The organism is uncultured Gilvimarinus sp. (assembly GCF_963972205.1).
Lineage (GTDB): Bacteria > Pseudomonadota > Gammaproteobacteria > Pseudomonadales > Cellvibrionaceae > Gilvimarinus > Gilvimarinus japonicus.
The window spans coordinates 407,972-432,477 of sequence record NZ_CAXAUC010000001.1; the positions used below are offsets into that span (position 1 = coordinate 407,972).

General features: G+C 52.2%; 21 protein-coding genes and 1 tRNA gene. 15 read left to right on the forward strand and 7 right to left on the reverse strand.

Annotated features, from left to right (window positions below; all coding sequences use genetic code 11):
* Nucleotides 1–3: 3 nt before the first annotated feature.
* The 5 genes from lapB (at nucleotide 4) to AACY82_RS01725 (ending at nucleotide 6,239) form a co-directional block, all read left to right on the forward strand.
* Nucleotides 4–1,191 carry a lipopolysaccharide assembly protein LapB gene (gene lapB, locus AACY82_RS01705; protein WP_339615030.1) on the forward strand — a complete coding sequence of 396 codons (1,188 nt, stop codon included), beginning with the start codon at nucleotides 4–6 and terminating at the stop codon, nucleotides 1,189–1,191.
* Nucleotides 1,192–1,335: 144 nt separating this feature from the next.
* On the forward strand, nucleotides 1,336–2,721 hold the full coding sequence (locus AACY82_RS01710; protein WP_339615031.1) for a UDP-glucose/GDP-mannose dehydrogenase family protein: 1,386 nt from the start codon (nucleotides 1,336–1,338) through the stop codon (nucleotides 2,719–2,721).
* Between the two features lie 92 nt (nucleotides 2,722–2,813).
* Nucleotides 2,814–4,238 carry a mannose-1-phosphate guanylyltransferase/mannose-6-phosphate isomerase gene (locus AACY82_RS01715; protein ID WP_339615032.1) on the forward strand — a complete coding sequence of 475 codons (1,425 nt, stop codon included), beginning with the start codon at nucleotides 2,814–2,816 and terminating at the stop codon, nucleotides 4,236–4,238.
* Complete coding sequence (locus AACY82_RS01720; protein ID WP_339615033.1) at nucleotides 4,228–5,205, forward strand: NAD-dependent epimerase/dehydratase family protein; 978 nt, start codon at nucleotides 4,228–4,230, stop codon at nucleotides 5,203–5,205. Before AACY82_RS01715 ends, AACY82_RS01720 begins: the two co-directional genes overlap by 11 nt.
* A complete protein-coding gene (locus AACY82_RS01725; protein WP_339615034.1) occupies nucleotides 5,202–6,239 on the forward strand; it encodes a glycosyltransferase family 4 protein in 1,038 nt (345 codons plus the stop codon). Before AACY82_RS01720 ends, AACY82_RS01725 begins: the two co-directional genes overlap by 4 nt.
* An 84-nt stretch (nucleotides 6,240–6,323) precedes the next feature.
* Here the strand turns inward: AACY82_RS01725 and AACY82_RS01730 are convergent, their stop codons facing one another.
* On the reverse strand, nucleotides 6,324–8,243 hold the full coding sequence (locus tag AACY82_RS01730) for a nucleoside-diphosphate sugar epimerase/dehydratase (protein ID WP_339615035.1): 1,920 nt from the start codon (nucleotides 8,241–8,243) through the stop codon (nucleotides 6,324–6,326).
* 243 nt (nucleotides 8,244–8,486) lie between these two features.
* Here AACY82_RS01730 and AACY82_RS01735 point away from each other — a divergent pair.
* Nucleotides 8,487–8,563 (forward strand) — tRNA-Val (locus AACY82_RS01735).
* Between the two features lie 181 nt (nucleotides 8,564–8,744).
* Complete coding sequence (htpG, locus tag AACY82_RS01740; protein WP_339615036.1) at nucleotides 8,745–10,649, forward strand: molecular chaperone HtpG; 1,905 nt, start codon at nucleotides 8,745–8,747, stop codon at nucleotides 10,647–10,649.
* A gap of 73 nt (nucleotides 10,650–10,722) precedes the next feature.
* Here the strand turns inward: htpG and AACY82_RS01745 are convergent, their stop codons facing one another.
* The 3 genes from AACY82_RS01745 to acnB all read right to left on the reverse strand — a co-directional run bounded on the left by AACY82_RS01745 (nucleotide 10,723) and on the right by acnB (nucleotide 14,730).
* A complete protein-coding gene (locus tag AACY82_RS01745; protein WP_339615037.1) occupies nucleotides 10,723–11,187 on the reverse strand; it encodes a methylglyoxal synthase in 465 nt (154 codons plus the stop codon).
* Between the two features lie 11 nt (nucleotides 11,188–11,198).
* Nucleotides 11,199–12,035 carry an SDR family oxidoreductase gene (locus AACY82_RS01750; protein ID WP_339615038.1) on the reverse strand — a complete coding sequence of 279 codons (837 nt, stop codon included), beginning with the start codon at nucleotides 12,033–12,035 and terminating at the stop codon, nucleotides 11,199–11,201.
* 76 nt (nucleotides 12,036–12,111) lie between these two features.
* The gene (gene acnB / locus AACY82_RS01755) at nucleotides 12,112–14,730 is read right to left on the reverse strand and encodes a bifunctional aconitate hydratase 2/2-methylisocitrate dehydratase (RefSeq protein WP_339615039.1); all 2,619 of its coding nucleotides are present in this window, start codon (nucleotides 14,728–14,730) and stop codon (nucleotides 12,112–12,114) included.
* 282 nt (nucleotides 14,731–15,012) lie between these two features.
* Between acnB and AACY82_RS01760 the strand changes: the two genes are divergently transcribed.
* The 3 genes from AACY82_RS01760 to AACY82_RS01770 all read left to right on the forward strand — a co-directional run bounded on the left by AACY82_RS01760 (nucleotide 15,013) and on the right by AACY82_RS01770 (nucleotide 17,159).
* Nucleotides 15,013–15,984, forward strand: coding sequence for an SMP-30/gluconolactonase/LRE family protein (locus AACY82_RS01760; RefSeq protein ID WP_339615040.1), 972 nt, complete (start codon nucleotides 15,013–15,015; stop codon nucleotides 15,982–15,984).
* Between the two features lie 97 nt (nucleotides 15,985–16,081).
* A complete protein-coding gene (locus AACY82_RS01765; RefSeq protein ID WP_339615041.1) occupies nucleotides 16,082–16,540 on the forward strand; it encodes a DUF1289 domain-containing protein in 459 nt (152 codons plus the stop codon).
* A 13-nt stretch (nucleotides 16,541–16,553) separates the two neighbouring features.
* Nucleotides 16,554–17,159, forward strand: a complete 606-nt coding sequence (locus AACY82_RS01770) for a tRNA-(ms[2]io[6]A)-hydroxylase (RefSeq protein WP_339615042.1) — start codon at nucleotides 16,554–16,556, stop codon at nucleotides 17,157–17,159.
* Nucleotides 17,160–17,239: 80 nt separating this feature from the next.
* Here the strand turns inward: AACY82_RS01770 and AACY82_RS01775 are convergent, their stop codons facing one another.
* Together AACY82_RS01775 and AACY82_RS01780 are read right to left on the reverse strand one after the other, a co-directional pair.
* A complete protein-coding gene (locus AACY82_RS01775; RefSeq protein WP_339615043.1) occupies nucleotides 17,240–17,743 on the reverse strand; it encodes a DUF934 domain-containing protein in 504 nt (167 codons plus the stop codon).
* Nucleotides 17,727–19,391, reverse strand: a complete 1,665-nt coding sequence (locus AACY82_RS01780; RefSeq protein ID WP_339615044.1) for a nitrite/sulfite reductase — start codon at nucleotides 19,389–19,391, stop codon at nucleotides 17,727–17,729. The genes AACY82_RS01775 and AACY82_RS01780 overlap by 17 nt, the downstream gene beginning before the upstream one ends.
* Nucleotides 19,392–20,109: 718 nt before the next feature.
* Between AACY82_RS01780 and AACY82_RS01785 the strand changes: the two genes are divergently transcribed.
* Entirely contained in the window at nucleotides 20,110–20,574 is a 465-nt protein-coding gene (locus tag AACY82_RS01785) for a MarR family transcriptional regulator (RefSeq protein WP_339615045.1), read from the forward strand.
* A gap of 23 nt (nucleotides 20,575–20,597) precedes the next feature.
* Here AACY82_RS01785 and AACY82_RS01790 read toward each other — a convergent pair whose 3' ends face one another.
* Entirely contained in the window at nucleotides 20,598–20,825 is a 228-nt protein-coding gene (locus AACY82_RS01790) for a DUF2970 domain-containing protein (protein WP_339615046.1), read from the reverse strand.
* Nucleotides 20,826–20,908: 83 nt separating this feature from the next.
* On the opposite strand from AACY82_RS01790, the gene AACY82_RS01795 reads away from it, so the two are divergent.
* From AACY82_RS01795 to AACY82_RS01810, 4 genes are all read left to right on the forward strand, one after another.
* Nucleotides 20,909–21,583: an RluA family pseudouridine synthase gene (locus tag AACY82_RS01795; RefSeq protein ID WP_339615047.1), complete on the forward strand. Its 675-nt coding sequence runs from the start codon at nucleotides 20,909–20,911 to the stop codon at nucleotides 21,581–21,583.
* 40 nt (nucleotides 21,584–21,623) lie between these two features.
* Nucleotides 21,624–22,454 carry an ion transporter gene (locus AACY82_RS01800; RefSeq protein WP_339615048.1) on the forward strand — a complete coding sequence of 277 codons (831 nt, stop codon included), beginning with the start codon at nucleotides 21,624–21,626 and terminating at the stop codon, nucleotides 22,452–22,454.
* 137 nt (nucleotides 22,455–22,591) lie between these two features.
* A complete protein-coding gene (gene nfuA / locus AACY82_RS01805) occupies nucleotides 22,592–23,179 on the forward strand; it encodes a Fe-S biogenesis protein NfuA (protein WP_339615049.1) in 588 nt (195 codons plus the stop codon).
* 74 nt (nucleotides 23,180–23,253) lie between these two features.
* Entirely contained in the window at nucleotides 23,254–24,462 is a 1,209-nt protein-coding gene (locus tag AACY82_RS01810; protein ID WP_339615050.1) for a DUF481 domain-containing protein, read from the forward strand.
* Nucleotides 24,463–24,506 lie beyond the last annotated feature (44 nt).

Genomic DNA, 24,506 nt, shown 5'->3' on the forward strand with positions numbered 1-24,506 from the left:
TAAATGGCCGACTTATTGATGTATGGCCTATTGCTATTGGCTGTTGCCATTGGTTTTGCGGCTGGTCGTTGGCGTACCCGTGGAAAGTCATCCGACTACCCTAAGGATTATGCGCTCAATTACTACAAAGGGTTAAGTTATCTTTTTAATGAGCAACCCGACGGTGCTATCGATGCCTTTATTGGCTCGTTAGCGGTCAATAGCGATACGCTTGAAACCCACCTGGCGCTAGGTAATATGTTGCGCCGCCGGGGTGAAGTGACTAAAGCTATAAAAATCCACCAAAATCTCTTAGCTCGTCCCGGGCTGAATGTGCGTCAGCAGCATGAATCTCAACTAGAGCTGGCGCGGGATTATATAAAATCAGGTCTGTTGGATCGCGCTGAGGCGCTGCTGTTAGAGCTGGTTAAATTATCCTCAGCCTATAAAATGCAGGCGCTTGAGCACCTGATAGAGATATATCAGGACGAAAACGAGTGGGACAACGCAATTGCTATGGCGAGCCAGCTCGACCGCCGCTACAAAGGCTTGGATGCCGGTCAGAATCTAGCGCAAATGCAGGCTCACTTTGCCTGCGAGCAAGCCTTGCAAGATATGGAGGTGCGCAACACGTCAAAAGCGCGAGTCCACTTGCAGGAAGCGCTAAAATTTGATTCCGGCTCGGCTCGTGCGAGTATTTTGTTTGCTCGGTTAGAGTTTTCTCTTGGTCGATACCGTGAAGCCCTTAAGTATTTGCATAGGATTCCGAGCCAAGATGCGGAATATTTGGTTGAGGTGTTGGGTATTTTGACTGAAAGTTACGAACGGTTGGGCGAAACCCAAGCCCTTGATCGTTATTTACAGCAGTTGCTTGAAGAGCACCCCAGTAACTCACTGATTATTACCATCGCTGACCGACTGCGCTGGAGTCAGAACGATTATGTTGCGGGGGATTTTATTGCCGAGCAGCTAAAACGCACACCAAGTATTCGCACCCTCAATCGTCTGGTCGAGCTGCATTTGCCTCATTCGGATGGCAAAGCAAAAGAAAACCTAGAGCTTTTAAAACAACTTGTCGACCAGGTTATTGCTGAAAAGCCCAGTTACTGTTGTAACAAATGCGGCTTTACGGGCAATAGTTTGCACTGGTTGTGCCCGGGCTGTAAGTCTTGGGGCAGCGTGCGACCTATTCGGGGCGTTGCCGGCGAGTAAGCTGATACACACCTCTATTGTTTGAAATTCACACAACTGTAAAAAACCACTGATTTACTGTGCCTAGCGCGCGCGGTAGGGCTTCACTATTGGGAGTCGCTACTGGGCGGTGGTCTAGTCTTGTAAATGACAGTGGAGTTGGCGATGAAAGTAACGGTCTTTGGGGTAGGGTATGTCGGGCTGGTACAGGCTGCAGCACTTGCTGAGGTGGGGCATCACGTGGTCTGTGTCGATATCGATAAAACGAAAGTGACACGCCTGAATGATGGTTATATCCCCATCTACGAACCGGGGCTAGAAAATGTCGTACGTGATAATCATCGTAGTGGTCGCTTGGTTTTTAGTGATGAGCCCTCTGTAGGTGTGGCTCACGGGGAAGTTCAGTTTATTGCGGTGGGTACACCCCCTGACGAATCTGGTGCCGCCGATACTCGTCATGTATTAAGCGTTGCCAGTACCATTGGGGCACTGCTGGACAGGCCGGCACTGGTGGTTAATAAATCTACGGTTCCCGTGGGTACGGCCGATAGGGTCGCCCAGTGTATTGATGCGGAACTCAAGTCTCGCGGCGAGCGCTTTGCGGCAACCGTTATTTCTAATCCCGAGTTTTTAAAAGAAGGTTCTGCGCTGACCGATTGCATGAAGCCTGACCGGATCATCATTGGTACTGATGATGCCGCTGCGGAAGCAACAATGCGCGAGCTATACGCCCCCTTTAACCGTAATCACGAAAAAATTATTGTCATGGATGTACGTAGCGCCGAGCTGACCAAATATGCAGCCAACTGCATGTTGGCGACAAAAATCAGTTTTATGAACGAGATTGCCAATCTGGCAGAAAAACTCGGGGCCGACGTCGAGGCGGTGCGCTTAGGAATTGGTAGCGACCCACGTATTGGCTATCATTTTATTTACCCGGGTGTTGGCTATGGTGGCTCTTGTTTTCCAAAAGATGTGCGGGCGTTAATCAGTACGGCCAAATCGGTGGGTTTTGATGCGGACGTATTAAAAGCTGTTGAGCATCGCAATAATTGCCAAAAAAATACGCTTTTCAGCAAAATTTCTAATCACTTTAACGGGGATTTAAAAGGTAAAACGTTTGCGTTATGGGGATTGGCATTTAAACCTAATACGGATGATATGCGAGAGGCGCCCGCCAAAGTATTAATGGAGGCGTTGTGGCAAGCTGGCGCCCGCGTGCAAGCTTACGACCCTGAAGCAATGAACGAGGCGCAGCGTATTTACGGCGCGCGCAATGATTTACAGTTATGTGGCACAAAAGAGTCGGCTTTAAACGGTGCAGACGCTCTGGTAATAGCCACCGAGTGGCAGGCATTTCGCGCTCCCGATTTTGACGTCTTACAGGAGGCGCTTACAGAACCTGTAATTATTGATGGCCGCAACCTGTACGATCCTGTGAAATTGGCCGGGTTGGGGTTTGATTACTATAGTGTTGGGCGAGCACATGCCAGTCCGGTACGTCAGCCGGTACTAGGTCTCGTATCCAGAGGGCAAATGGCCGCAATCTAGCGGGGCGCGTTTTCTAATAGCCACCTATATGCCAAAATAGGCGCCGGCGGCCCAAAATGGGTCATTGCCATTTATGCTATTAGAGATACGTTATGATCATACCGGTTTTGCTTGCGGGTGGCTCGGGTAATCGCCTGTGGCCACTGTCGCGCGAGCTATACCCTAAACAGTGCATTAATTTAACTGATCCCAATCAGACGCTGATTCAGCAAACCCTGGAGCGTGTTAGGCTATGCGGTATTGATGCCTCACCCGTTGTGGTCTGTAACAACGATCATCGCTTTCTTATTGCTCAGCAAATGCTTGAGCTCGGCATTAGCGGCACTATCATGCTGGAGCCTGCCGCCCGCAATACGGCCGCAGCGATTGCCTTGGCGGCCTTTGAGGTTCGCCGGGAGAACCCCGATGCGAGTTTGTTGGTACTGCCTGCCGATCACTTAATTGCCCAAGCTGAGCGATTTTCCGAGGTTGTGGCCATGGCCCATGCGCGGGCCGCAGCCAATGAGTTGGTCACTTTTGGTATTGCGCCTAGCTACCCTGAGACTGGGTATGGCTACATTGAGGCGCACCACTTTGGCCAAGTTTCTCCGATTAAAGCCTTCCATGAAAAACCTGCACTCGAAACGGCAACCGGCTACGTGAAGGCGGGTAACTGCTACTGGAATAGCGGCATGTTTATGTTTACGCCAGAAGTTTATCTATCCGAGTTGCAGCGTTTTCAGCCGGCTGTTTACCAGGCGGTGGAGCAAGCTATGGCCGAGCGTTACACCGACTTGGATTTTGTGCGAGTCGGTGAAGACGCATTCTCCCAATCACCGGCCATATCCATTGACAATGGAATTATGGAGCTTACCCATCGAGGCACGGTAGTGCCTTACCATGGGGATTGGAGTGATATTGGCAGCTGGCAATCTGTTTACGATCATCTCGATAAAGATGCCGATGGCAATGTTGTTGTTGGTGATGTGTTGGTTGAGGATGTGCAAGATTCCTTAATAAGGTCTAACTCGCGATTGGTGACGGCGGTTGGGGTTAGCAATCTTGCTATTATCGATACCCATGACGCTCTTCTGGTTATGTCTCGAGAAAACTCCCAAGCGGTAAAAACGATCGTCGCACGTTTAAAAGAGCGCGGTAGAGCTGAAACTCGTCACCATCAAAAGGTGTATCGCCCCTGGGGTAGCTACGAAACCGTGACTCTAGGAGAGCACTACCAAGTAAAGCACGTCAAAGTGAACCCGGGCGCCAAGTTTGCCTTACAGGTGCATCGGCACCGCGCCGAACATTGGGTGATTTTGCACGGTATTGCAGAGGTTCGTATTGGCGAGCGCGAGCATCTCCTACACGCCAACGAATCTATCCACATTAATGTGGGTGATGTGCATACGCTGCACAATCCGGGTAATACCACACTGGATTTAATCGAGGTGCAAACGGGGGATCATATCGATGAAAATGATGTGGTGCGCTTTACCGATTATTATCAAGAAGCGGTTGGTGGCTTAGATGAGCCTTGAGCGCAAGGTGCTAATTACCGGTGCTAATGGATTTATTGGCGGGCACCTACGCGCCGGGCTGCTGCGCGAGGGCGGTTACCAGGTTGTTGCCGGCGTGCGCCAGCCTGTTAATGACGATGAAATTCTTGTGTCAGAAGATTTAAGTGTGGAGCAGTGGGGCGAACGCCTACACGCAGTGGATACTGTTGTTCACGCTGCGGCCCGCGCACATGTGTTGCAAGAGAGTGAGGCCGACCCTAAGCACTTATACAACCAGATCAATATCGAGATGACCCGAGCCCTTGCCCTTGCCGCCTCACTGGCTGGGGTGCGGCGGTTTATTTTTATCAGCTCTATCGGCGTTAATGGTGTTACCAATACCGCTCCTTTTAAGGAAACCGATCGTCCTGCACCGAGTGGTGCTTATGCCTGCTCTAAATACCACGCCGAGCAGGCCCTATGGGAAATTGCTGCCAGCTCGGCGATGGAGATTGTCATCCTTCGGCTTCCATTGGTGTACGGCCCTGGAGTCAAAGCCAACTTTCACGCTATGTTGCGGTGGATTGATTCGCATATTCCGTTGCCATTAGGTTCTGTACGCAATAAGAGGTCGTTACTTGGCGTTGATAATCTTGTGAGTTTTATTGAGCTTGCGGTTCGTCATCCAGCAGCAGCCAATCAATTGTTCCTGTTGGCTGACGGGGAGGATCTTAGTACACCCGAGCTGCTGAATACTCTTGCCGATGGGCTTGGCAGCCGCTCGTTATTATTCCCTTGCCCTCAGCGCTTGCTGGTGTTGGCGGCACAAGTGATGGGGAAAGGCGCATTGGCGACAAAACTGTGTGGATCATTACAGATCGACATAAGCAAGGCGCGCAATCTATTGGGGTGGCTGCCAATCAAGCCTCTTAAAGAAGGCCTCTCCAATACCGCCCAAGCTTACCGTTGGGCTAATGATGGGGACAAAACACCGAGGCGCCAAGCGTGAGTCTAACAGAGATGGTTGCTGGTTTACTGGCGAGCTTTATTTTAACGGCGCTACTAACGGGCCTTATTCGTTTCTATGCGCTTCGGCGTGGCCTGTTGGACGCGCCGGGCGCTCGCTCATCCCATAGTGTGCCAACGCCTCGGGGCGGCGGTTTAGCCGTTGCGATTGTTGCGTTGGGTTGGATCTTGTTGCATTGGCTGTCTGATGTTGCTGTGAGTGATTTGTCTGGCGCCAGTAATCTTGTTGTTGTCTATGTGGTGGCCGCCCTGGTTGCTGCTGTGGGCTTTTGGGACGATCACGGCCATGTTCGCTCCGGGGTGCGGCTGTTTGTGCATTTGTTGGCTGGAGTTATTTTGGTCGCGCTTCTGCCTCGTTTCCAAATCACATTTTTGAATCTGGATATAGGCTCTGGCACGTTTGGTTTTATTGTGCTGACGCTTGTTGTCGCTTGGTATATTAACCTCTTTAATTTTATGGATGGTATCGATGGTATCGCGGCATTTGAAGCGATGTTTGTGTTTGGCGGCTACGCTTGGCTAGCTTATTGGTTTGGGGCGCCGCAACTGGTTAGCTCGGCGCTGTGTGTGTTGGCAAGTGTGGCGGGTTTTGCATTGTGGAATTTTCCTCGCGCGCGGATCTTTATGGGGGATGTCGGAAGCGGGTTTCTCGGCACGCTGATCATGGGTTTTTTATTTGTGTTGAGCGGGATCGAGAAAAACCTTTTTTGGGCCGGGTTGTTGTTGTCGGGTGTGTTTATTGTCGACGCCACTTTAACCTTGCTCCATCGTCTTTGTCGTGGGGAGGCGTTGTACAAAGCTCATCGCACTCACGCTTATCAGTACGCCGCCCGTCGCTATCATTCGCACGCTTTAGTGACGCTCACGTTAATGGTGATAAATCTATTGTGGTTGCTGCCAATGGCCTGGGTGGCTGCGACGGGGCTGTTGCCTGGCTGGGTTGTTTTGTTGATTGGCTACGCCCCGTTAGTGCTGTTGGCCGCTGTCTTTCATGCGGGGCGCGCCGAGCGGGCGTAGTCTTTATGGTGTGATTCGTTCAGCGCTGGCGAGTGGTGTGGGTGTGGCGCAAAGTAGGTTCAATAAGTGGGCCCAAGCAAGTCGCTATTTAATAACCCGCAATTGGGCGGTATTGGTTTTGTGCAACCACACGGCATCACCCAATGCCTCTTCGGTCGCATATCCCGTGGGTGCGCGCATCAGCAATTCGCGCACTCGGTCACAGGCGTAGTCGTGACAAGCACGGTCTAGCTCCCACAGTAAAACTTCTGTGTCGACCCAGCTTAAACAGAACTCTTCAGCGCGCATAATTCGGTCGTGCGCGGTGCCGGTGACATTGTCGCCCACTAGCAGCTCCTCGTAGAGTTTTTCGCCAGGGCGCAACCCTGTATAAGTGATCTCTATGTCGCCATCGGGCAGCCCTGTGGTTTTTATGGTCAGGCCTGACAGGTGGATCATGCGTCTTGCGAGATCGACAATTCTTACCGGCTCGCCCATATCGAGTACTAAGACATCTCCGCCAGTTCCCATTGCCCCGGCCTGAATCACGAGTTCAGCGGCTTCTGGTATGGTCATAAAGTAGCGAATAATCTCGGGGTGGGTAACGGTGACTGGACCGCCCATTTTGATTTGTTGGCGGAACAGGGGCACCACCGACCCTGATGAGCCCAACACATTGCCAAACCGAACCATACTAAAGCGGGTGTTGCTTTGGCGCTGAGATAAGCCCTGTAGGACAAGCTCTGCCATGCGTTTAGAGGCGCCCATGACGTTGGTGGGGCGAACAGCTTTGTCGGTAGAGATTAAAACAAACGATTCGACGCCAGCGCGTATCGCCGCCTCGGCAGTGTACCAAGTGCCATAAACGTTATTGCGAACGCCTTCGACGATATTGTGCTCGACCAGTGGAACGTGTTTGTACGCGGCTGCGTGATATACCGTCTGCACACCAAATGTGCGCATAACGGTTTCAACCCGGTGCTCGCGCTGGACGGAGCCGAGTAGAGGAATGATCTCGACGTCTAGCTTTTTGGCCTGCAGTATTTGACCAAGCTCTGACTCGAGTTGATAGAGACTGAATTCGTTTAGCTCGAACAGCACGATACGTTTGGGTGACTGCAAGATGATTTGGCGGCAAAGCTCCCCGCCGATGGAGCCGCCGGCGCCAGTCACCATCACCACTTTATCGGTTATACAAGCGCTCAGTAAGTCGTTGTTGGCTTTGACTGGGTCTCGGCCAAGGAGGTCTTCAATGTCGACATCGCGTATATGTTCAATGCGGGCGCGACCACTGATTAAGTCCGGGATGGCGGGTGCTGTTTGCACTGACACGCCTAGGGGTTCTAAGCCTTTGATGATCTGGGCGCGGCGCGAATGGGGTGTATTGCCTAGCGCCAGAAGGACTCTGGTAGCGCTATGTTTGCGAATAATGTGGGGTAACTGCACGGGGCTTTGTACTTTAAGGTTGGCAAATACGGAACCCTGCCTTGCGAGGTCGTCATCGACAAAGGCCACCACTTTGTAGTTGGTAGCTTTTAGCGCTAGGCGCAGCTGGTGACCCGTGTAGCCAGCACCGTAGACAATCACCGGCTCGCGCTTGCCTTGATGAGAGCCATTTAGGATCATAACCAAGTGGTGAACCAGAAGGCGGGGTCCGCCGAGCAGTAACAGAGCGATCGTGAGGTAAATAAAGGGAACGGAGCGGGGGATAAAAGAGTGAGTAAAAAAACTGCCTACCGCTAGAATCAGTGCCGAGAAACAGCTGCCTAAAAACACCGTATTAAGAGCTTGAGGCGTCATGTAGCGCAGTATTGCGCGGTACATTCCCATGCGTATAAACGCCCCAAGCGTGAAAACGATGGTGATTGCCAGGGTGGCGAGTTCACGTTCGGTGACGGGGATCTCAAGGCTGCCGAGCCGCAGGCAAATGGCAATGTAAAGTGAGCAGCTGATCGCCAAGGTGTCGTAAGCGAGCGATATAAGCCGCTTAGTGGTTCTGGACGAGTCGAATAGCGCTTTAAGCATGGTTGCAGGCCTTAGAGTGAGCGTCACGCTGGGCTGATTCCTTAACTGAGTAGTATACGTGCTTTTGCGGATAAAAGTGAGAGCTGCTATGTAATATTGCGTATTATTCAATAGCTTAGCGCTGAATGCTGTATAAAATTGTTACTCCTTAGGGGCAAAAAATACTTGCGTGCCGTCATTCGGGCTGATAAAGTTCGCGCCCAGTTGTCGAGTGCTATCGGGCTCGCAACCCTGTCTTTATGTACGACCGTAGCTCAGTTGGTTAGAGCACTACCTTGACATGGTAGGGGTCGGTGGTTCGAGTCCACTCGGTCGTACCAGTTTATCCTTGCCAATCAGGCACATAGAAATCCCCCTGGCGCCTGCTTGCCTGCTATCTAAGCTCTGCAATTTTTTGCGCTCCGCTTGAAAAGCACAAAATAGCCCCCAGTTACTGAACCTGAACTGAACAGTGCCGCTCACTTGTGCGGCTGGTTATTTTGTATACAGGAGTCGTACCCCATGACCGTAGAAGCGCAAAAAGAAACTCGAGGCTTTCAGACCGAAGCCAAGCAGCTTTTGCATCTGATGATTCACTCGCTTTACTCAAACCGTGAGATTTTTCTCCGTGAACTGGTTTCCAATGCCTCAGATGCCGCTGATAAGCTGCGTTTTGCCGCGGTAAAAGACGATAGTTTGTACGAAGGCGATAGCGACCTCCAGGTTCGAATTAGTGTTGATAGTGACGCCAAAATCATCACCATTAGCGATAATGGTATAGGTATGGGGCGCGAGGATGTGATCGAAAACTTAGGTACGATCGCGAAATCGGGCACTGCCGCCTTTATGCAGAACCTAACGGGTGATGAGAAAAAAGATGCCCAGTTAATTGGCCAGTTTGGTGTGGGCTTTTATTCATCTTTTATTGTTGCTGATAAAGTGGTCGTGACCACCCGTAAAGCGGGCACACCCACCGATCAAGGTGTTCGCTGGGAGTGTGACGGTGAGGCCGAGTTTGATATTGAAACCATCGAGCGGGCCGAGCGTGGCACAAGCATTGAGTTACATTTAAAAGACGACGCGGCTGAGTTTGCCGATGACTGGCGCTTGCGCTCCATCATCAAAAAGTACTCGGACCATATTGCCATCCCCGTGGTGATGCAAAAACAGGCCCCGGCAGAGGAGGGCGAGGAGCCACCAGAGCCCGAAGACGAGGTGGTGAACACGGCTAAAGCACTTTGGACACGTTCACGCTCGGATGTCAGCGAAGAGGAATACAAAGAGTTTTATAAGCATGTGAGTCACGACTTTGCCGATCCGTTAACCTGGAGCCACAACCGTGTCGAAGGTAACCTCGACTACACCAGCTTGCTCTATGTGCCGGCGAAAGCCCCGTTTGATTTATACAATCGCGAGGGTGCCCGAGGCTTAAAACTTTACGTGCAGCGCACCTTTATTATGGATGACGCCGAGCAGTTTTTGCCGCTATACCTGCGCTTTGTGAAGGGTGTCGTTGATTCGAACGATCTGTCGTTGAACGTTTCTCGCGAAATTCTGCAAAAAGACCCTAACATCGATAGTATGCGCACGGCGTTAACCAAGCGTGTTTTGGATATGCTGAGTAAGCTTGCCAAAAATAAACCAGAAGAATACGCCAGCTTCTGGAATGAATTTGGTGAGGTTCTCAAAGAGGGGCCGGCAGAAGATTTTGCGAATCGCGAAAAAATCGCCAAACTACTGCGCTTTGCCACGACTTTGAATAACACCTCGACCCAAGATCAGTCACTGGATGACTACATCGGTCGCATGCAGGCCGGGCAAGACAAGATTTACTATATTGCCGCGGAAAACCACAACACGGCTAAAAACAGCCCGCACCTTGAAGTGTTCCGTAAAAAAGGCATCGAAGTATTGTTGCTTTCGGATCGGGTCGATGAGTGGTTGATGAGCCATTTGGCCGAGTTTGATGGCAAAACCTTACAGGATGTGGGTAAAGGTGAGCTAGATTTAGGCGAGCTGGATACCGCTGAAGACAAAGAGGCTCAAGAAAAAGTTGCAGAAGCTCTTAAGCCTTTGCTGGAGCGTGTTAAAACGGCGCTTGGCGATGAGGTGGCGGAGGTTCGTTTGACGCACCGCCTAACTGATTCGCCCGCCTGTGTGGTGGTTCCCGAGCATGAGATGGGTGCCCAAATGCGTCGCTTGCTTGAGTCTGCCGGTCAAGCGGTACCCGAGTCTAAGCCAATCTTTGAGGTGAACCCCGACCACCCGCTGGTACAAAAGCTGGATCAAGAGCAGGATGAAGACCGCTTTGCCGATTTGAGTAAAGTGTTGTTTGACCAAGCAAACTTGGCTGAAGGTAGTCACCTAAGCGACCCTGCCGCGTATGTTCAGCGGTTGAATAAACTGTTGCTGGAGCTTAGCCACTAATCGAGCAATGGCTTGATGACTCAAAAGGCCCGCATCGTCCGATGCGGGCCTTTTTTGTGGTGTAAACGAGGGTTTATTTTATCGTGGCGCGAGCTTTCATGTAGCCTTCGTAGTCGGGCACGTTGCGTTCAAACTCGCTGTTAAACAACGGGGAGGCCACCATAAAGTCGGCGCTGATGGGGTTGCAGGCTACTGGGATGTTCCACACCGCCGCGATGCGCAGCAACGCTTTAACATCCGGGTCGTGAGGCATGGGCTCAAACGGGTCCCAGAAGAAAATCAAAAAGTCGACTTTTCCCTCGGTAATCAACGAGCCTACCTGTTGGTCTCCCCCCAGCGGGCCACTAATTAAGCGTTCAATCTCAAGCCCGGTTGCGGCATTAATCACTGTGCCAGTGGTTCCGGTGGCGTATAGCTTGTGGTGGGCGAGGTCGGACTGATGTTTTTCACACCAGCGAATAATATCGGGTTTTTTATTGTCGTGCGCGACCAGAGCAATCGATTTGTTGGCCGGTAGAGTAATCTTTTTGTATTGCATAAATGCGGCTCCTAACTTTTAATTCGCCCCAATATTCTGTCCATCGCTCGCGTACTTAAAAAGCGCTTAAGCGTGCCCATTAAATGAGTGGGAAAGGTGACATAATAGCGTGCTTTTGGTGTTTTGGCGGTTAAGGCATGCTGTAGTTTTTTATAGACGGCGTCAGGGCCCAGTGTGAAACGTGATGCGGGGCCAGGCTTACTGAGACGTGCAATGGCCGAAGCGTACTGAAACCCAAAGCGACTGCTGTTGATGTCGACATTGGCATCCAGTGCGCGCAGTGCATTAGCGCGAAACTCACTGCTAATGGGGCCGGGCTCGATCAAGCATATGTTGATGTTGGTATCGGCCAATTCTAGGCGCAAGGTATCGGTGATGCCTTCTAGTGCAAACTTGCTGGCGTTGTAAGCACCCCGAAAGGGCATCGCGGCAAACCCCAAGACTGAACTATTGTGAATAATGCGACCGGATTGTTGTTTGTGCATTATTTTTAGCACAGCATTGGTTAGCTCGCACCAGCCAAAAAAATTAGTTTCAAACTGTTGGCGCAGGGTGTCTCGCGTTAAGTCCTCCACGGCGCCTGGTTGGCCGTAAGCCCCATTGTTAAACAGCGCATCTAAGGTGCCGCCGGTAAGCTCCAGTGTCTTGCTGAGCCCGGCGGTTATGCTCTCGGTACTGGATACATCCAGTTGGACGCATGTTAAGCCTTCGGCTTGCAACTTTAATACGTCGGCCTGTTTGCGACAGCTGGCAATAACGTACCAGCCGTCTCGCTGCAGTGCTTTGGCGCAATAGTAACCGATGCCGCTTGAGCACCCGGTAATAAGAATGCTGGGTTCTTTACGCATTGCTGGCTTCCTTATTTATCTGCATACACAAAAAAGCCCACCTTTTGGTGGGCTTTTTGCTCAAAAAGTCGCGGGATTAAACCGCAACGTTTTGAATTTCTACTGCGGCGATACGCTTGCCTTCGTCCGCGGCTTTTTGGTATTGCTCGATCTCGTTAAAGTTGAGGTAACGGTAAATATCCGCGCTCATGCTATTAAGATCGCTGGTGTAGCTTAGGTACTCTTCTTTATTGGGGATCTTGCCAATAATGGCCGCCACCGCTGCCAGCTCGGCCGATGCCAAGTAAACGTTGGCGCCCTGGCCTAAGCGGTTGGGGAAGTTGCGGGTCGAAGTAGAAACCACCGTCGAGCCGGGCGCTACCCGTGCTTGGTTCCCCATGCACAATGAACAGCCAGGCATTTCTGTACGCGCCCCTTTGCGGCCAAAGATGTTGAAGTAACCTTCTTCCATCAGTTGGTGTTCGTCCATTTTGGTTGGTGGTGCGATCCACAAGCGGGTCGCCAGCTCGTCTTTAGAGGCGTCTAACAATTTACCGGCGGCGCGGAAGTGACCGATGTTAGTCATGCAGGAGCCGATAAACACTTCATCGATCTTGGTGTCTTGTACTTCGGCCAAGGTTTTCACATCGTCCGGATCGTTCGGGCAGGCCAAAATAGGCTCTTTAATGTCGGCCAGATCAATCTCGATTACCGCTGCGTACTCGGCATCGGGGTCGGCTTCCATTAGTTCAGGGTTGGCCAGCCAGTCTTCCATCTTTTGGGCTCGACGCTCCAGCGTGCGAACATCGCCATAGCCTTGTTCGATCATCCAGCGCAGCATCACAACGTTGGATTTTAGGTATTCGATGATGGGTTCTTCGCCAAGCTTGATGGTACAGCCTGCCGCCGAGCGCTCGGCGGAAGCGTCGGAGATCTCAAAGGCTTGCTCGACTTTTAAATTTGGCAGGCCTTCAACTTCTAGGACGCGGCCCGAGAAGATATTCTTTTTGCCTTTTTTGTCGACGGTGAGTAGGCCGTCTTTGATGGCGTACAGCGGAATCGCATTAACCAGGTCACGCAGGGTGATGCCCGGCTGCATTTCGCCTTTAAAGCGCACCAGTACCGACTCTGGCATATCCAGCGGCATGACCCCGGTAGCGGCGGCAAACGCCACCAAGCCAGAACCTGCCGGGAACGAAATGCCCAGCGGGAAGCGGGTGTGTGAATCGCCGCCGGTACCCACGGTGTCGGGCAACAGCATACGGTTTAGCCAGCTGTGGATGATGCCGTCAGCTGGACGCAAAGACACGCCACCACGATTCATAATAAAGTCGGGCAGGGTGTGCTGGGTTTCAATGTCGACGGGCTTGGGGTAAGCGGCGGTGTGACAAAAAGACTGCATGGTTAAGTCGGCCGAGAAACCAAGGCAGGCCAAGTCTTTTAACTCGTCGCGAGTCATTGGGCCGGTGGTGTCTTGCGAGCCAACGGTGGTCATTTGTGGTTCGCAGTAAGTGCCAGGGCGTACACCGGCGGTGCCGCACGCTTTGCCTACCATTTTTTGCGCAAGTGTATAGCCTTTGCCAGAGTCGGCAGGTTGCTCGGGCAGACGGAACATATCGCCAGCGTCGAGGCCTAGTGAGGTGCGTGCCTTACTGGTTAAACCGCGTCCCACGATCAGCGGAATCCGGCCGCCGGCTTGCACTTCGTCCAATAGCACTTCTGACTTAAGGTTAAACTCGCAAATCACCTCGCCGGTTTCGGCGTTGAGGATCTTGCCCTCGTAGGGGCGAACGTCAATGACATCGCCGGTGTTTAAATCGTCTACCGGCGCCTCAAATACCAGAGCACCCGCATCTTCCATCGTGTTGTAAAAAATAGGCGCTACTTTGCCGCCAATACAAACACCGCCGGTGCGCTTATTGGGTACGCCGGGAATGTCTTCACCGATATACCACAGCACTGAGTTGGTGGCTGATTTGCGCGAAGAGCCGGTGCCGACGACGTCGCCGACAAACGCCAGCGGGTTGCCTTTGGCCAACAGTTCATCAATTTGCTTGATTGGGCCGACATTGCCTTCGTCTTCGGGGGTGATGCCGTCGCGACTCATTTTGTACATGGCGCGTGCATGCAGTGGGATGTCAGGGCGTGACCACGCATCTTGCGCAGGAGATAAGTCGTCGGTGTTGGTTTCGCCCGTGACTTTAAAAACGGTGAGCTTGGTGCTCTCGGGGACTTTTTTACGACCGGTAAACCACTCAGCATCGGCCCAAGATTGGATCACGTCTTTGGCAATGTCGTTGCCTGCTTTGGCTTTTTCTTCGACGTCGTGGAAGGCGTCAAACATCAATAGGGTGTGCTTCAACTCAACGGCCGCCAGTGGCGCTAGTTCGTTGTCGTCTAACAGTTTAACCAAGGTTTCGATGTTGTAACCGCCGTGCATCATGCCCAGCAGTTTAACGGCGTGAGCGCGATCAATCAGCGGCGATTGTGCTTCGCCGTCAACCAAGGCGCTGAGAAATGCCGCTTTCACATAGGCTGCTTCATCGACACCGGGGGGAACACGTTCAGTGATCAGCTCTAGCAGAAAATCCTCTTCACCCGCGGGTGGGTTCTTTAATAGCTCGACCAGGCCTGCAACCTGTTCAGCGTTTAATGGTTTAGGTGGAACTCCTTCTGCTGCGCGTTCTGCAACATGTTTGCGGTAGGCTTCAAGCACGATTGTGATCCTCTGGTTTTAATTTGATGTACTCCGCTAGCAGGATCGCTGCTTTGGAGGCTATCCATGACCCACATGGATGAGGTGCCCTCAACAGGGCGAATCGGGCGCGAATTATACAGCATGACGCCCAGACTGTTAACTGCTGCGAGTAAATGAGCTGCCGGCAAATGCGCTATGGTAACGCAATCATTTCTGCTAAGATGCCGAAAAACATGAATACGCTTATAAGTTAATCAGCCAAGCGATTAAACCTCTCCCGTACCGAGCCACGAGATGCCCATGCAAAAGTCATTAGTTAGTCTAGGTTTTGCCTTGTCAGTCACTGCCTGTGCGCAGTCGACCACACACGATGTTAGCGATGTTCAGCCGGTGAGGTCGGACACTTACTGCGCCGCTGGGGAATACCAGGCACCCAGAGGTGCGCTTGAGGCCACCCGGATAGAGGCGGCGGATTTTAGTGCGCCTGGCTTATACGAAGGGCCAGTATGGGTGGGCGATAAGCTGTTGTTTTCGCGCTTTGGCTTTGGTGCTGGTTTTCCATCCAACGTATTAAGCTACGATGGCCAAGAAGTTGCGGTGGTGCTGGCCGATGCTGGTACCAATGGGTTGGCAATCGATAATGCCAACCAGCTTATTGCCGGCACCCACAAGTATAAAGCGGTCGCGAGGTTTAACCTGAAGGATGGTCAGCGCCAGGAGTTGGCGAGCCAGTATCAAGGTCAGGCTTTTAACTCCCCGAACGATCTAACGATGAGTGCCCGGGGGGATATTTATTTTACCGACCCTGATTTTCAGCGCGCAGCAGCGCCCGGTGGCCAAGACGCGACGCGGGTTTATCGCGTAGATGCACAGGGGCAAGTCAGTGTTGTTGATGACACTATTGCTAACCCTAACGGTATCTCGCTGTCGCCCGACGAGCAAACGCTGTATGTCGCCGGTGGAGGCGAAAATGGCTTTGTGCGGTCTTATCCGCTCGACAATGGCGAGGCGGGTGCTGGGCAGACTTTACTGGCTGACGTTACGGTGCCCGACGGTATGGCAATCGACTGTTTGGGAAACATCTACGTCACCGAGCATACCAAGCAACGGGTGCGGGTTATTACCCCCGAGGGCGATGAGATCGCCATCATCCATGTTGACGCCAACATCACCAATGGTGCCTTTGGTGGCGAAAATGGCAAAACCCTGTATCTGACCGGTGCCGGTGCGCTCTGGTCTATTGAGCTGGATGTTGCCGGCTTGCCGTACTAACTGACAATGCGCGCCGTGGTAGTATCTTTGCCGCGGTGCGCGCACCAGCCTCTTTAACCGTGTAAAATACTGGCCCGATTCATCGTACCGGACTGACATGGCTGTATTTAAACCCGTTAAAACACCTTGTGTCGGCATTTGCTCAACCGGCATTGGTGACGCTGTTTGCCGTGGGTGCAAACGCTTTTCTCATGAGGTTATTCATTGGAATGCCTATGGCGAAGAGCAGCGTCGTATTATCGCCCAGCGACTAGAGAGCTATCTGACGCAAGTGGTCGACAACCGGATTGAGGTTATTGATCAGGCGCTTCTGTTGACCCAAATTCAACACCAGCAAATCCAGTTTAAGCCCGAGCAAACGCCGCAATGCTGGGTGTTTGATTTGCTGCGCGCCGGCGCCAGCCAGATTTCATCGCTACCGGATTATGGTCTTGCATTGCGTCGAGAGTGGCGCGACTGCCCGCTCACGGTTATTCGTGACGATATCGATAAAGATTTTTACGCACTGTCTTGCGCTTATTATGAGCGTTACATTGCACCGGGTTTGCCCGGGTAAGCAAGGTTGTTTTATGAATGATTTACAGGCGATTAACGATTTTTTGTTGTGTGAAACACCGGATAGCTGGATAGCGGGGGCGCTCGCCAATCCAGATTTGTTGTTGCTCGATCATGCAAACTGCGAAAAAAAGGCCGCATCTACCGCGCTGAACTTAATGTATCGTTATGTGGATGATTTTGAATTACTGAATAAGATGTCGCGCCTGGCTCGCGAAGAGTTGCGCCACTTTGAGCAAGTCATTGCGATTATGCAGAGCCGCGGTATTGCCTATGAGCAGATCTCGGCTGCTCGGTACGCCGCCGAGTTGCGCAAACCGGTTCGCACCCACGAGCCGGCTCGTTTAGTGGATACTCTTATCGTAGGGGCGATTATCGAGGCGCGCTCTTGCGAACGTTTTGCCAAGCTGGCGCCGCACTTAGATGAGGAGCTGCAAAAGTTTTATTTGTCACTGCTTAAGTCAGAGGCGCGTCACTTTAAAGACTATTTAAAGCTCGCTCAAAAAGCCGCAGAAGGCGACTCAATAAATGACAGGGTCGAGTTGTTTTTGACGCGAGAAAAGCGTTTGGTGCAAGAGGTGGATGCCGAGTTCCGCTTTCATAGTGGGCCAGCTAAATAACAAACAAGCAGTCGTTACTCTCAATACAGCCACAAAAAAGCCCCGAGGTTCGGGGCTTTTTTGTGGGTCGTTAGTGCTGGTTATGCGGTGCGACGTCGAAACAGCGGGATTGGTTGGTCGACACCGGCTTGATAAAACTCGGTAAAGTCATCCAAAGACTTTATCGCTTGATGTAGGTCGACTTGATCGTCGGCAAACTGAAAGGCATTGACGCCGCAGCGGCTCAAATAGCAAAGCTGGTCGCGCATAAAATCACCAATAGCACGCAGTTCACCGGTAAAGCCAAAGCGCTCACGCAACAGACGCGCGGTTGAGAATGCCCGGCCGTCCATAAAGCTTGGAAAGTTAACCGCAATAACCGGCAGGCTGTTGGCGTCTGCGCCAATTTGCTCAGCCGTTTCGTCGCTGTCGAGCCATACCCCTATGTCGGTGCGGGCTTGTAGGGCATCTCGTTGCGCTAGCCAAACCGTTAACGGGACAAGCCATTGTCCGGCGGGGACACTGGTGCTCGCATCACTTTCGGGCTTGGGCAGCACTTGCCACTGATCGTCGACAATAACGCCATCTTTAACTAGCTTTGGCATAGACGCGCTCCTTAAATGGCGTAAGACCGATGCGGTTGTAGGTATCGATAAAGAGTTCTTCATCGGTGCGGTGCTCGAGGTAGACATTGACTACGTTTTGTACAACCTCGGGCATTTGATCGGCGTCAAATGCGGGCCCGAGCACCTTGGCCAGTGACGCGTTGTTGCCAGCGTTACCGCCAAGCATGACTTGATAAAACTCTTCGCCTTTTTTGTCGACGCCGAGCACGCCAATATGACCCACGTGGTGATGGCCGCAGGCATTCATGCAGCCCGAGATGTTGACATCGAGCTCGCCCAGATCGTACACGTAGTCCAAATCGCTAAACTGGCGCTGAATCGCCTCGGCAATGGGGATCGACTTGGCGTTGGCCAGCGAGCAGAAATCACCGCCGGGGCAGCAGATGATGTCGGTCAGGGTGCCAATGTTTGGCGTGGCAAAGCCTGCCGTTTTGGCAGCTTGCCATAAAGTGAACAGATCTGACTTTTTCACATCGGCTAGCACGATATTTTGCTCGTGGGTGGTGCGCACCTCACTAAAGCTGTATTGGTCAGCGAGATCGGCGATGGTCTCTAGCTGAGTGTCGGTAATATCGCCAGGCGCGATACCGGTGGGCTTCAGTGATAGTGTTACCGCAGCGTAGCCGGGCACGCGATGGGCGCGAACGTTGCGCTCCAGCCATTTCCCGAACGCGATGTTATCGGCCTTTTGCGAACCCAGAGCCGCTTGAGCGGCACTGTCATCCAGCGCCTCGTAGGCCGGCTCGGTAAAGTAACCTTTAGCGCGGCTAATGTCTTCGGCGCGCAAGGTGCTTGGAGCATCTTTTAGGTGCGCCCACTCTTGCTCGACAGCTTCGGCAAATACTTCAGGTTTCATGGCGCGCACTAAAATTTTAATCCGTGCCTTGTATTTGTTGTCTCGACGGCCGTGCAGGTTGTATACCCGCAAAATGGCCTCTAGGTAGGTCAGGATATGGGCTTCTGGTAAAAACTCACGGATAACGCTACCGATGACCGGGGTGCGACCCAAGCCGCCGCCTACAAGTACTTTAAAGCCAATATCACCGGCGTCGTTTTTAACCAGCTGGAGGCCAATATCATGCACCGCAATGGCGGCACGATCGCTCTCAGAGCCAGAGATGGCAATTTTAAATTTGCGCGGCAAAAACGCAAACTCAGGGTTAAAGCTGGACCACTGACGGATGATTTCGCAGTAAGGGCGCGGGTCGACCACTTCGTCGGGGGCAATGCCAGCAAACTGATCCGAGGTGATGTTGCGAATGCAGTTGCCGCTAGATTGCGTGCCGTGCATTTCGACCTCGGACAGTTCGTGCAGAATATCTGGCACTTGCTCAAGGGCAGGCCAGTTGTACTGGATGTTTTGGCGGGTACTGACGTGGCAATAGCCTTTGTCGTAATCGCGGGCAATGCGGGCCAAACGTCGCAGCTGAACGGTGTTGAGCATGCCGTAAGGCACGTTAATTCGCAGCATTGGTGCTAAGCGCTGAATATACAGACCGTTTTGCAGGCGCAGCGGCAGAAATTGCTGTTCTGATAACGAGCCCTCAAGATAGCGTTCGGTCTGATCCCGAAACTGGGCGACACGCTGTTTTAAGATCGCGTGATCATACTCGTCGTAAATATACATAAATCGTTTACCGTCTACGTAGAGAGAATGTGAGGTCAATCCTCAGATCTGGCAGGCGCGCAAGGATACACGAAAACCTCGCAGATCGCGAGATGTAAGGCCCCAGAGGCGGCACCATAACAATTTGCCCTTTAGATTCAAACGAATAGTTATGTCTAAGCCAAAATCATTTGGTTATAACAGCGGGCTAGGGGTTGCAGAGTCTAATGGTTTTATGTATAAGAGAGTGAGCATGATGGGAACGGTAACGCATGGATTGCTGGGCCTTATGTCTAAACTTAAACCTTAGAGTTTAAGTGGGCCACTAGCACAAATACAGATTTGGCGGTTGCAAATCTGGCGTGCTCTCCATAAACCACGACCTAAAAACTAAGGTGCTAACGGCAACCTTTGACGGGAGAATAAAAATAATGAATGACCAAATCGAAATGCAAGATCAAGGCGATAGCGTAGCGGATGCCATAGCGGCCGTTTCACTGATAGCCATTTTTGTCGCCACCTGTATATTTTGGATTAGCGGGCAGTAAGCTGTTTTAACGCTTTGTTGTAGCTCCATTGCAGCCGCAGCAGCGGGCAATTTTATCGGGTATGCACTTTGCGCTATCGGTTGGCGGGTCTAGCTCCTTCCCAATTATCGGTCAGTGCTCTGTGGGTACTCGATGTTGTTTGTGCTTAGCGCTTGCTCGCGTCTTATCGCCGGTATCAACTGAGTAGAACCATGCCCCAGAGCTTTGAGCTGCACGGCAGCTACACTTACTGGATTAGTCGCTTGGCGAGCTTAATGCGTGAGAGTTTTAATCTTGCGCTAAAAGATGCCGGGGTTAGCTGGCCTCAGTGGATGATTCTTAATTGCCTTTACCATAACAACGCACAGACCCCGGCTCAGCTGGCCGATTGCCTGGGTATTGATCGCTCGGCGATTACCCGGCTGTTGGATCGTCTGGCGGAGAAAACGCTAATATTGCGCACCCATGACGACGGTGATCGACGCAGCGTGCGAGTGACCTTGACGGAGTATGGCAGTGCTGAAATGCCGGCGATTGATGAGTGCGCGCGAGCGCATCAAGCCAGCTTTCTTAGTAACCTGCCGGCGACCGAGGTGAGGGCTTTTAAAGGTAACTTACAGAAGCTGTTGCGCGCTGGCGATGTAGGTACCACGCACCTGTGGCGCAACTTGGATTAGCTGCGCGGGAGCGCGCCGTTACATCAGCTGCTTGCCAATAAGTGCTGCACCCACATAATTAACCCGGCGACAAACACAGCGGTAAATATCAGCCCTGCGGCGACATAGGTGAACAGGTTGTTGCCGCTAAAGTCGCGCTCGCGGTTACGGCTGCTTTGCACTCCCACCGCAGCTGCCAACGTGCTAATAATAACCTGAAAGACACTCAGCTTAGAGGTGGGCTTGCGGGTGTTGCTGTCTTTTGAGTTCATGTGTCGAGTTCACCTCAAGAGTTACCTTGGTGGGCATCAACCCGTATACTACTCGCTTTTGCCCCCGACCGGTCAACCCATGTATGAATAGCCCAACTGATCACTTAGCGGTGCTGCCCAAATGCAGTGAGCCTGTCGACATCCTGCGCGAGGAGGAAGGCTTTGTCTTAGTGGCTAAGCCCGCTGGCCTGCTGAGTGTGCCCGGGCGCAACCGGGCCAATTACGACTGTGTATTAGCCCGCCTGCAGCTGGAGTACGTCAATGCCTCCATGGTGCATCGTCTCGATTTTGATACCTCGGGGGTTATGGTGGTCGCTCGCCACAAGCGGGCACACGCCGCCATTGCCCGTCAGTTTGAGCAGCGTGAGACGCGTAAAACCTACATAGCTGTGGTGAGTGGGGAGCTGCCATCGGAGGATGGCGAAATTGCACTGGCCATCGCGCCGGACAAGCAAAATCGTCCGCGCTATAAAGTTTGCGAGCAAACGGGTAAACCTTCGCTAACGCGTTACCATAGGCTTAGTTACGATTCGGTCACTGATACGAGCCGAGTGGCGTTGTACCCAGTGACAGGTCGCTCGCATCAGCTTCGGGTGCATCTCAGTGCTATTGGCCACCCCATTTTGGGGTGCCAGTTCTATGCGCCCGACGCTATCCGTGCGGCAGCGCCACGCTTGCTGCTACACGCGGCGGAGCTAGAGTTTGTGAGTCCCGATGACGGCTCGACAGTCTGTGGCCGTGTCGAATGCCCTTTTTAAACATAACGGCCAGTAAGGTAAAAGCATCAAGGAGTAGGGCATGGTACGCAAGTCGCTGCGCCATCGGCTTCATGTTCAGTTAGAGCCCGCCGCATGGGGCTACGGTCTGTCGCCGGTGAATTGGGTGCTCTGTATATTGATCTTGTTATCGTTTATCGGTGCAATTCTGGAGACAGAGCCGAGCATTAGCGATGGGCAGGAGCAATTGATACGGGTGCTCGAGGTGGCGTTTAGCTCGGTATTTATGCTGGAGTACTTGCTCAGGGTCTGGGTGTGCGTCGAGGACGGTCGTTACCGGCATCCGGTGGCCGGGCGCTTACGCTATCTAGTGACACCCGCTGCCTTGATTGACCTTGTTGCCGTACTGCCTTTGTTGGTTGGTGTTGTGGGGACTGAATCGTTAATGCTGCGGTTTGTTCGCCTGCTGCGGATCGCACGGTTAGCCCAGTTTGGCAAGCTCTCCCGTTCGGTGCATTATTTGCTCGCGGCGATCGTCTCGCGACGCTATGAGTTGTCGATCAGTGTGGTGGTGGCCGCGATGATGATTGTGCTTGCCTCTATTATGCTCTATTGGGTAGAAAAGGATGTTCAGCCCGAGGCCTTTGGCAGTATCCCCCGCGCCATGTGGTGGGCCATTATCACTTTTACCACCGTGGGCTATGGTGATGTGTACCCGGTAACACAGCTCGGTCGCCTGTTCGCAGCGCTGTCTGCACTTGCCAGTGTCGCAATGGTGGCAATGCCCACCGGTATTATGGCAGCGGCATTTAGTGATGCGATGCAACGCGGCCGTCATGAGCTTGACGATCCCGTAAAATTACCAGGCTCATACCTCGATAAAAACAGCCAAAAACAACGCAGTAGGCGCTAAAGGTTAAGTGATTTCTAATCTTGCAGGCGAGAGCTTGGTTTGTTTCTTTGCGGGCGAGTGTTTTTATTTGGCGGTCAGATGGGGTAAAATACCTGAGTAAATTAATCAGGTATACAACAGGTGTAGTACAGTCCGATATGGCCAATGTAGAAATTACCGAATCCGCACAGACCTACCTTAAAGAGCTGCTCGACAAGCAAGAAGACAATGCCGATATTGGCATTCGTATGTTTGTTGCCAATCCGGGCACGCCACAAGCTGAAACTTGTATCGCCTACTGCCGTCCGGGTGAGGTGAAAGAGGGTGATGTAACCGTCGAGCTGGATGCCTTTAAGGCTTTCTTTGAAGAGCGTAGCTTGCCGTATCTGAAAGATGCCAAGGTCGACTATGCGGCTGATCGTATGGGCGGCCAACTTACGATTCGTGCTCCCAACTCAAAAATGCCTCAAGTGACCGATGATAGTCCGCTTGAGGATCGCATCAATTATGTGCTCTATAATGAAGTGAACCCTGGCTTGGCGGCCCACGGTGGTGAGGTTAGTTTGGTCGAGATCACCGACGACAGCTACGCTATTTTGCGCTTTGGCGGCGGTTGTCAGGGGTGTAGCGCCGTTGATATGACCTTGAAAAATGGCGTTGAGGTAGCTTTAATGGAGAAGTTGCCCGAGCTTAAAGGGATTCGTGATATCACCGACCATACGGATCGCACACAGGCATATTATTGATCGGCCAGCGAGTCGCTCGTCTTGCCCTAGCAACCAAGCGATTCGCGGATTAATTCAGATTTAGGGTAATGGCAATGGACACCTGCCCCAAACAGCTATTTTTTTGTGCTATTCATATCATGGGCGATAACGTAAGGCGCCTCTCATTATTCGCGGTCACGGCGCTGGTGTTGTCTAATCCTGTGCTAAGTGCCGAGCCTGCAGCCGTAAACCCCGCCAATACTGCGCCGCAAACCTCACCAATAGCGCCGGCGGCGAGTGTCAATAAAAACCCGACCAAATGGCCCAAAGCGCCGGAGTACCTCGATGGGTGGGACTGGATTCAGTTTACTTCTGGCGAGTGGCTTAAGGGTGAAATCATCGGCCTGTACGATCAGGTGCTGGACTTTGACTCAGACCAATTGGACGATCTGAGTATTGATTGGGATGATGTTGCGCGAGTGCTGTCGTCGCAAAGCATGAGCATTCGATTAGAGTCGGGTGATACGGTGATTGGGCCGGTTAAAATCGATCAAAAAACCTTGGCCTTTGCCGGGCCGGTCAAGAGTCAGTACTCGCGCAGCGCTATCGTCTCTATGTCCGCCAGTGGTGAGCATGAGCTCGATTTATGGCAGTTTCGCATCGGCTTTGCCGGCAGTGTTAAGGGCGGTAATGTTGATGAGCGCTCTTTTGATACCGATGTCGATTTAACCCGGCGTTCGGCGCGCTCGCGGTTTGCGTTTTCTTATGACGCTGGCACAACCGAGGTGCAAGGTGTCCGTACTGAAGAAAGCCATCGGGCCAACAGTCGCTACGATGTTTTTATCAGTCCACGTACTTATTGGACGCCGGGGTATGTAGAATACTTTCGCGATCGTTTTCAGAACATTGAGCACCGGGCAACCGTCGGTGTTTTTATCGGTTACTATATCGCCGACAGTGATCGTGTCACTTGGACGGTCAGTGGTGGTCCCGGTTATCAGTACCTCGAGTACACGACGGCTCCGGCGGGCTCGGATAAAACCGAAGAAACACCAGCGTTGCTGGCCGATACACAGCTCGAGTATGATATTACCGGCGACATAACCTACACATTAAAGTATCAGCCCCAGTTTACGAACAACGCTACCGGTAACTACAAGCATTATATCGAGACTGGGCTTAACGTCGATTTAACCGACCGACTGGAGTTGACGTTAAGTTATGACTGGAACTATACCGACAAACCGCAAGCCGATGAAAACGGCATTATTCCAGAGCAGGACGATTACACGATCAGTGTTGGGGTTGCCTGGGATTATTAGTCGGCGGTGAAGAGGGGTAATCAGTACCTAACTTATCAGTAAAA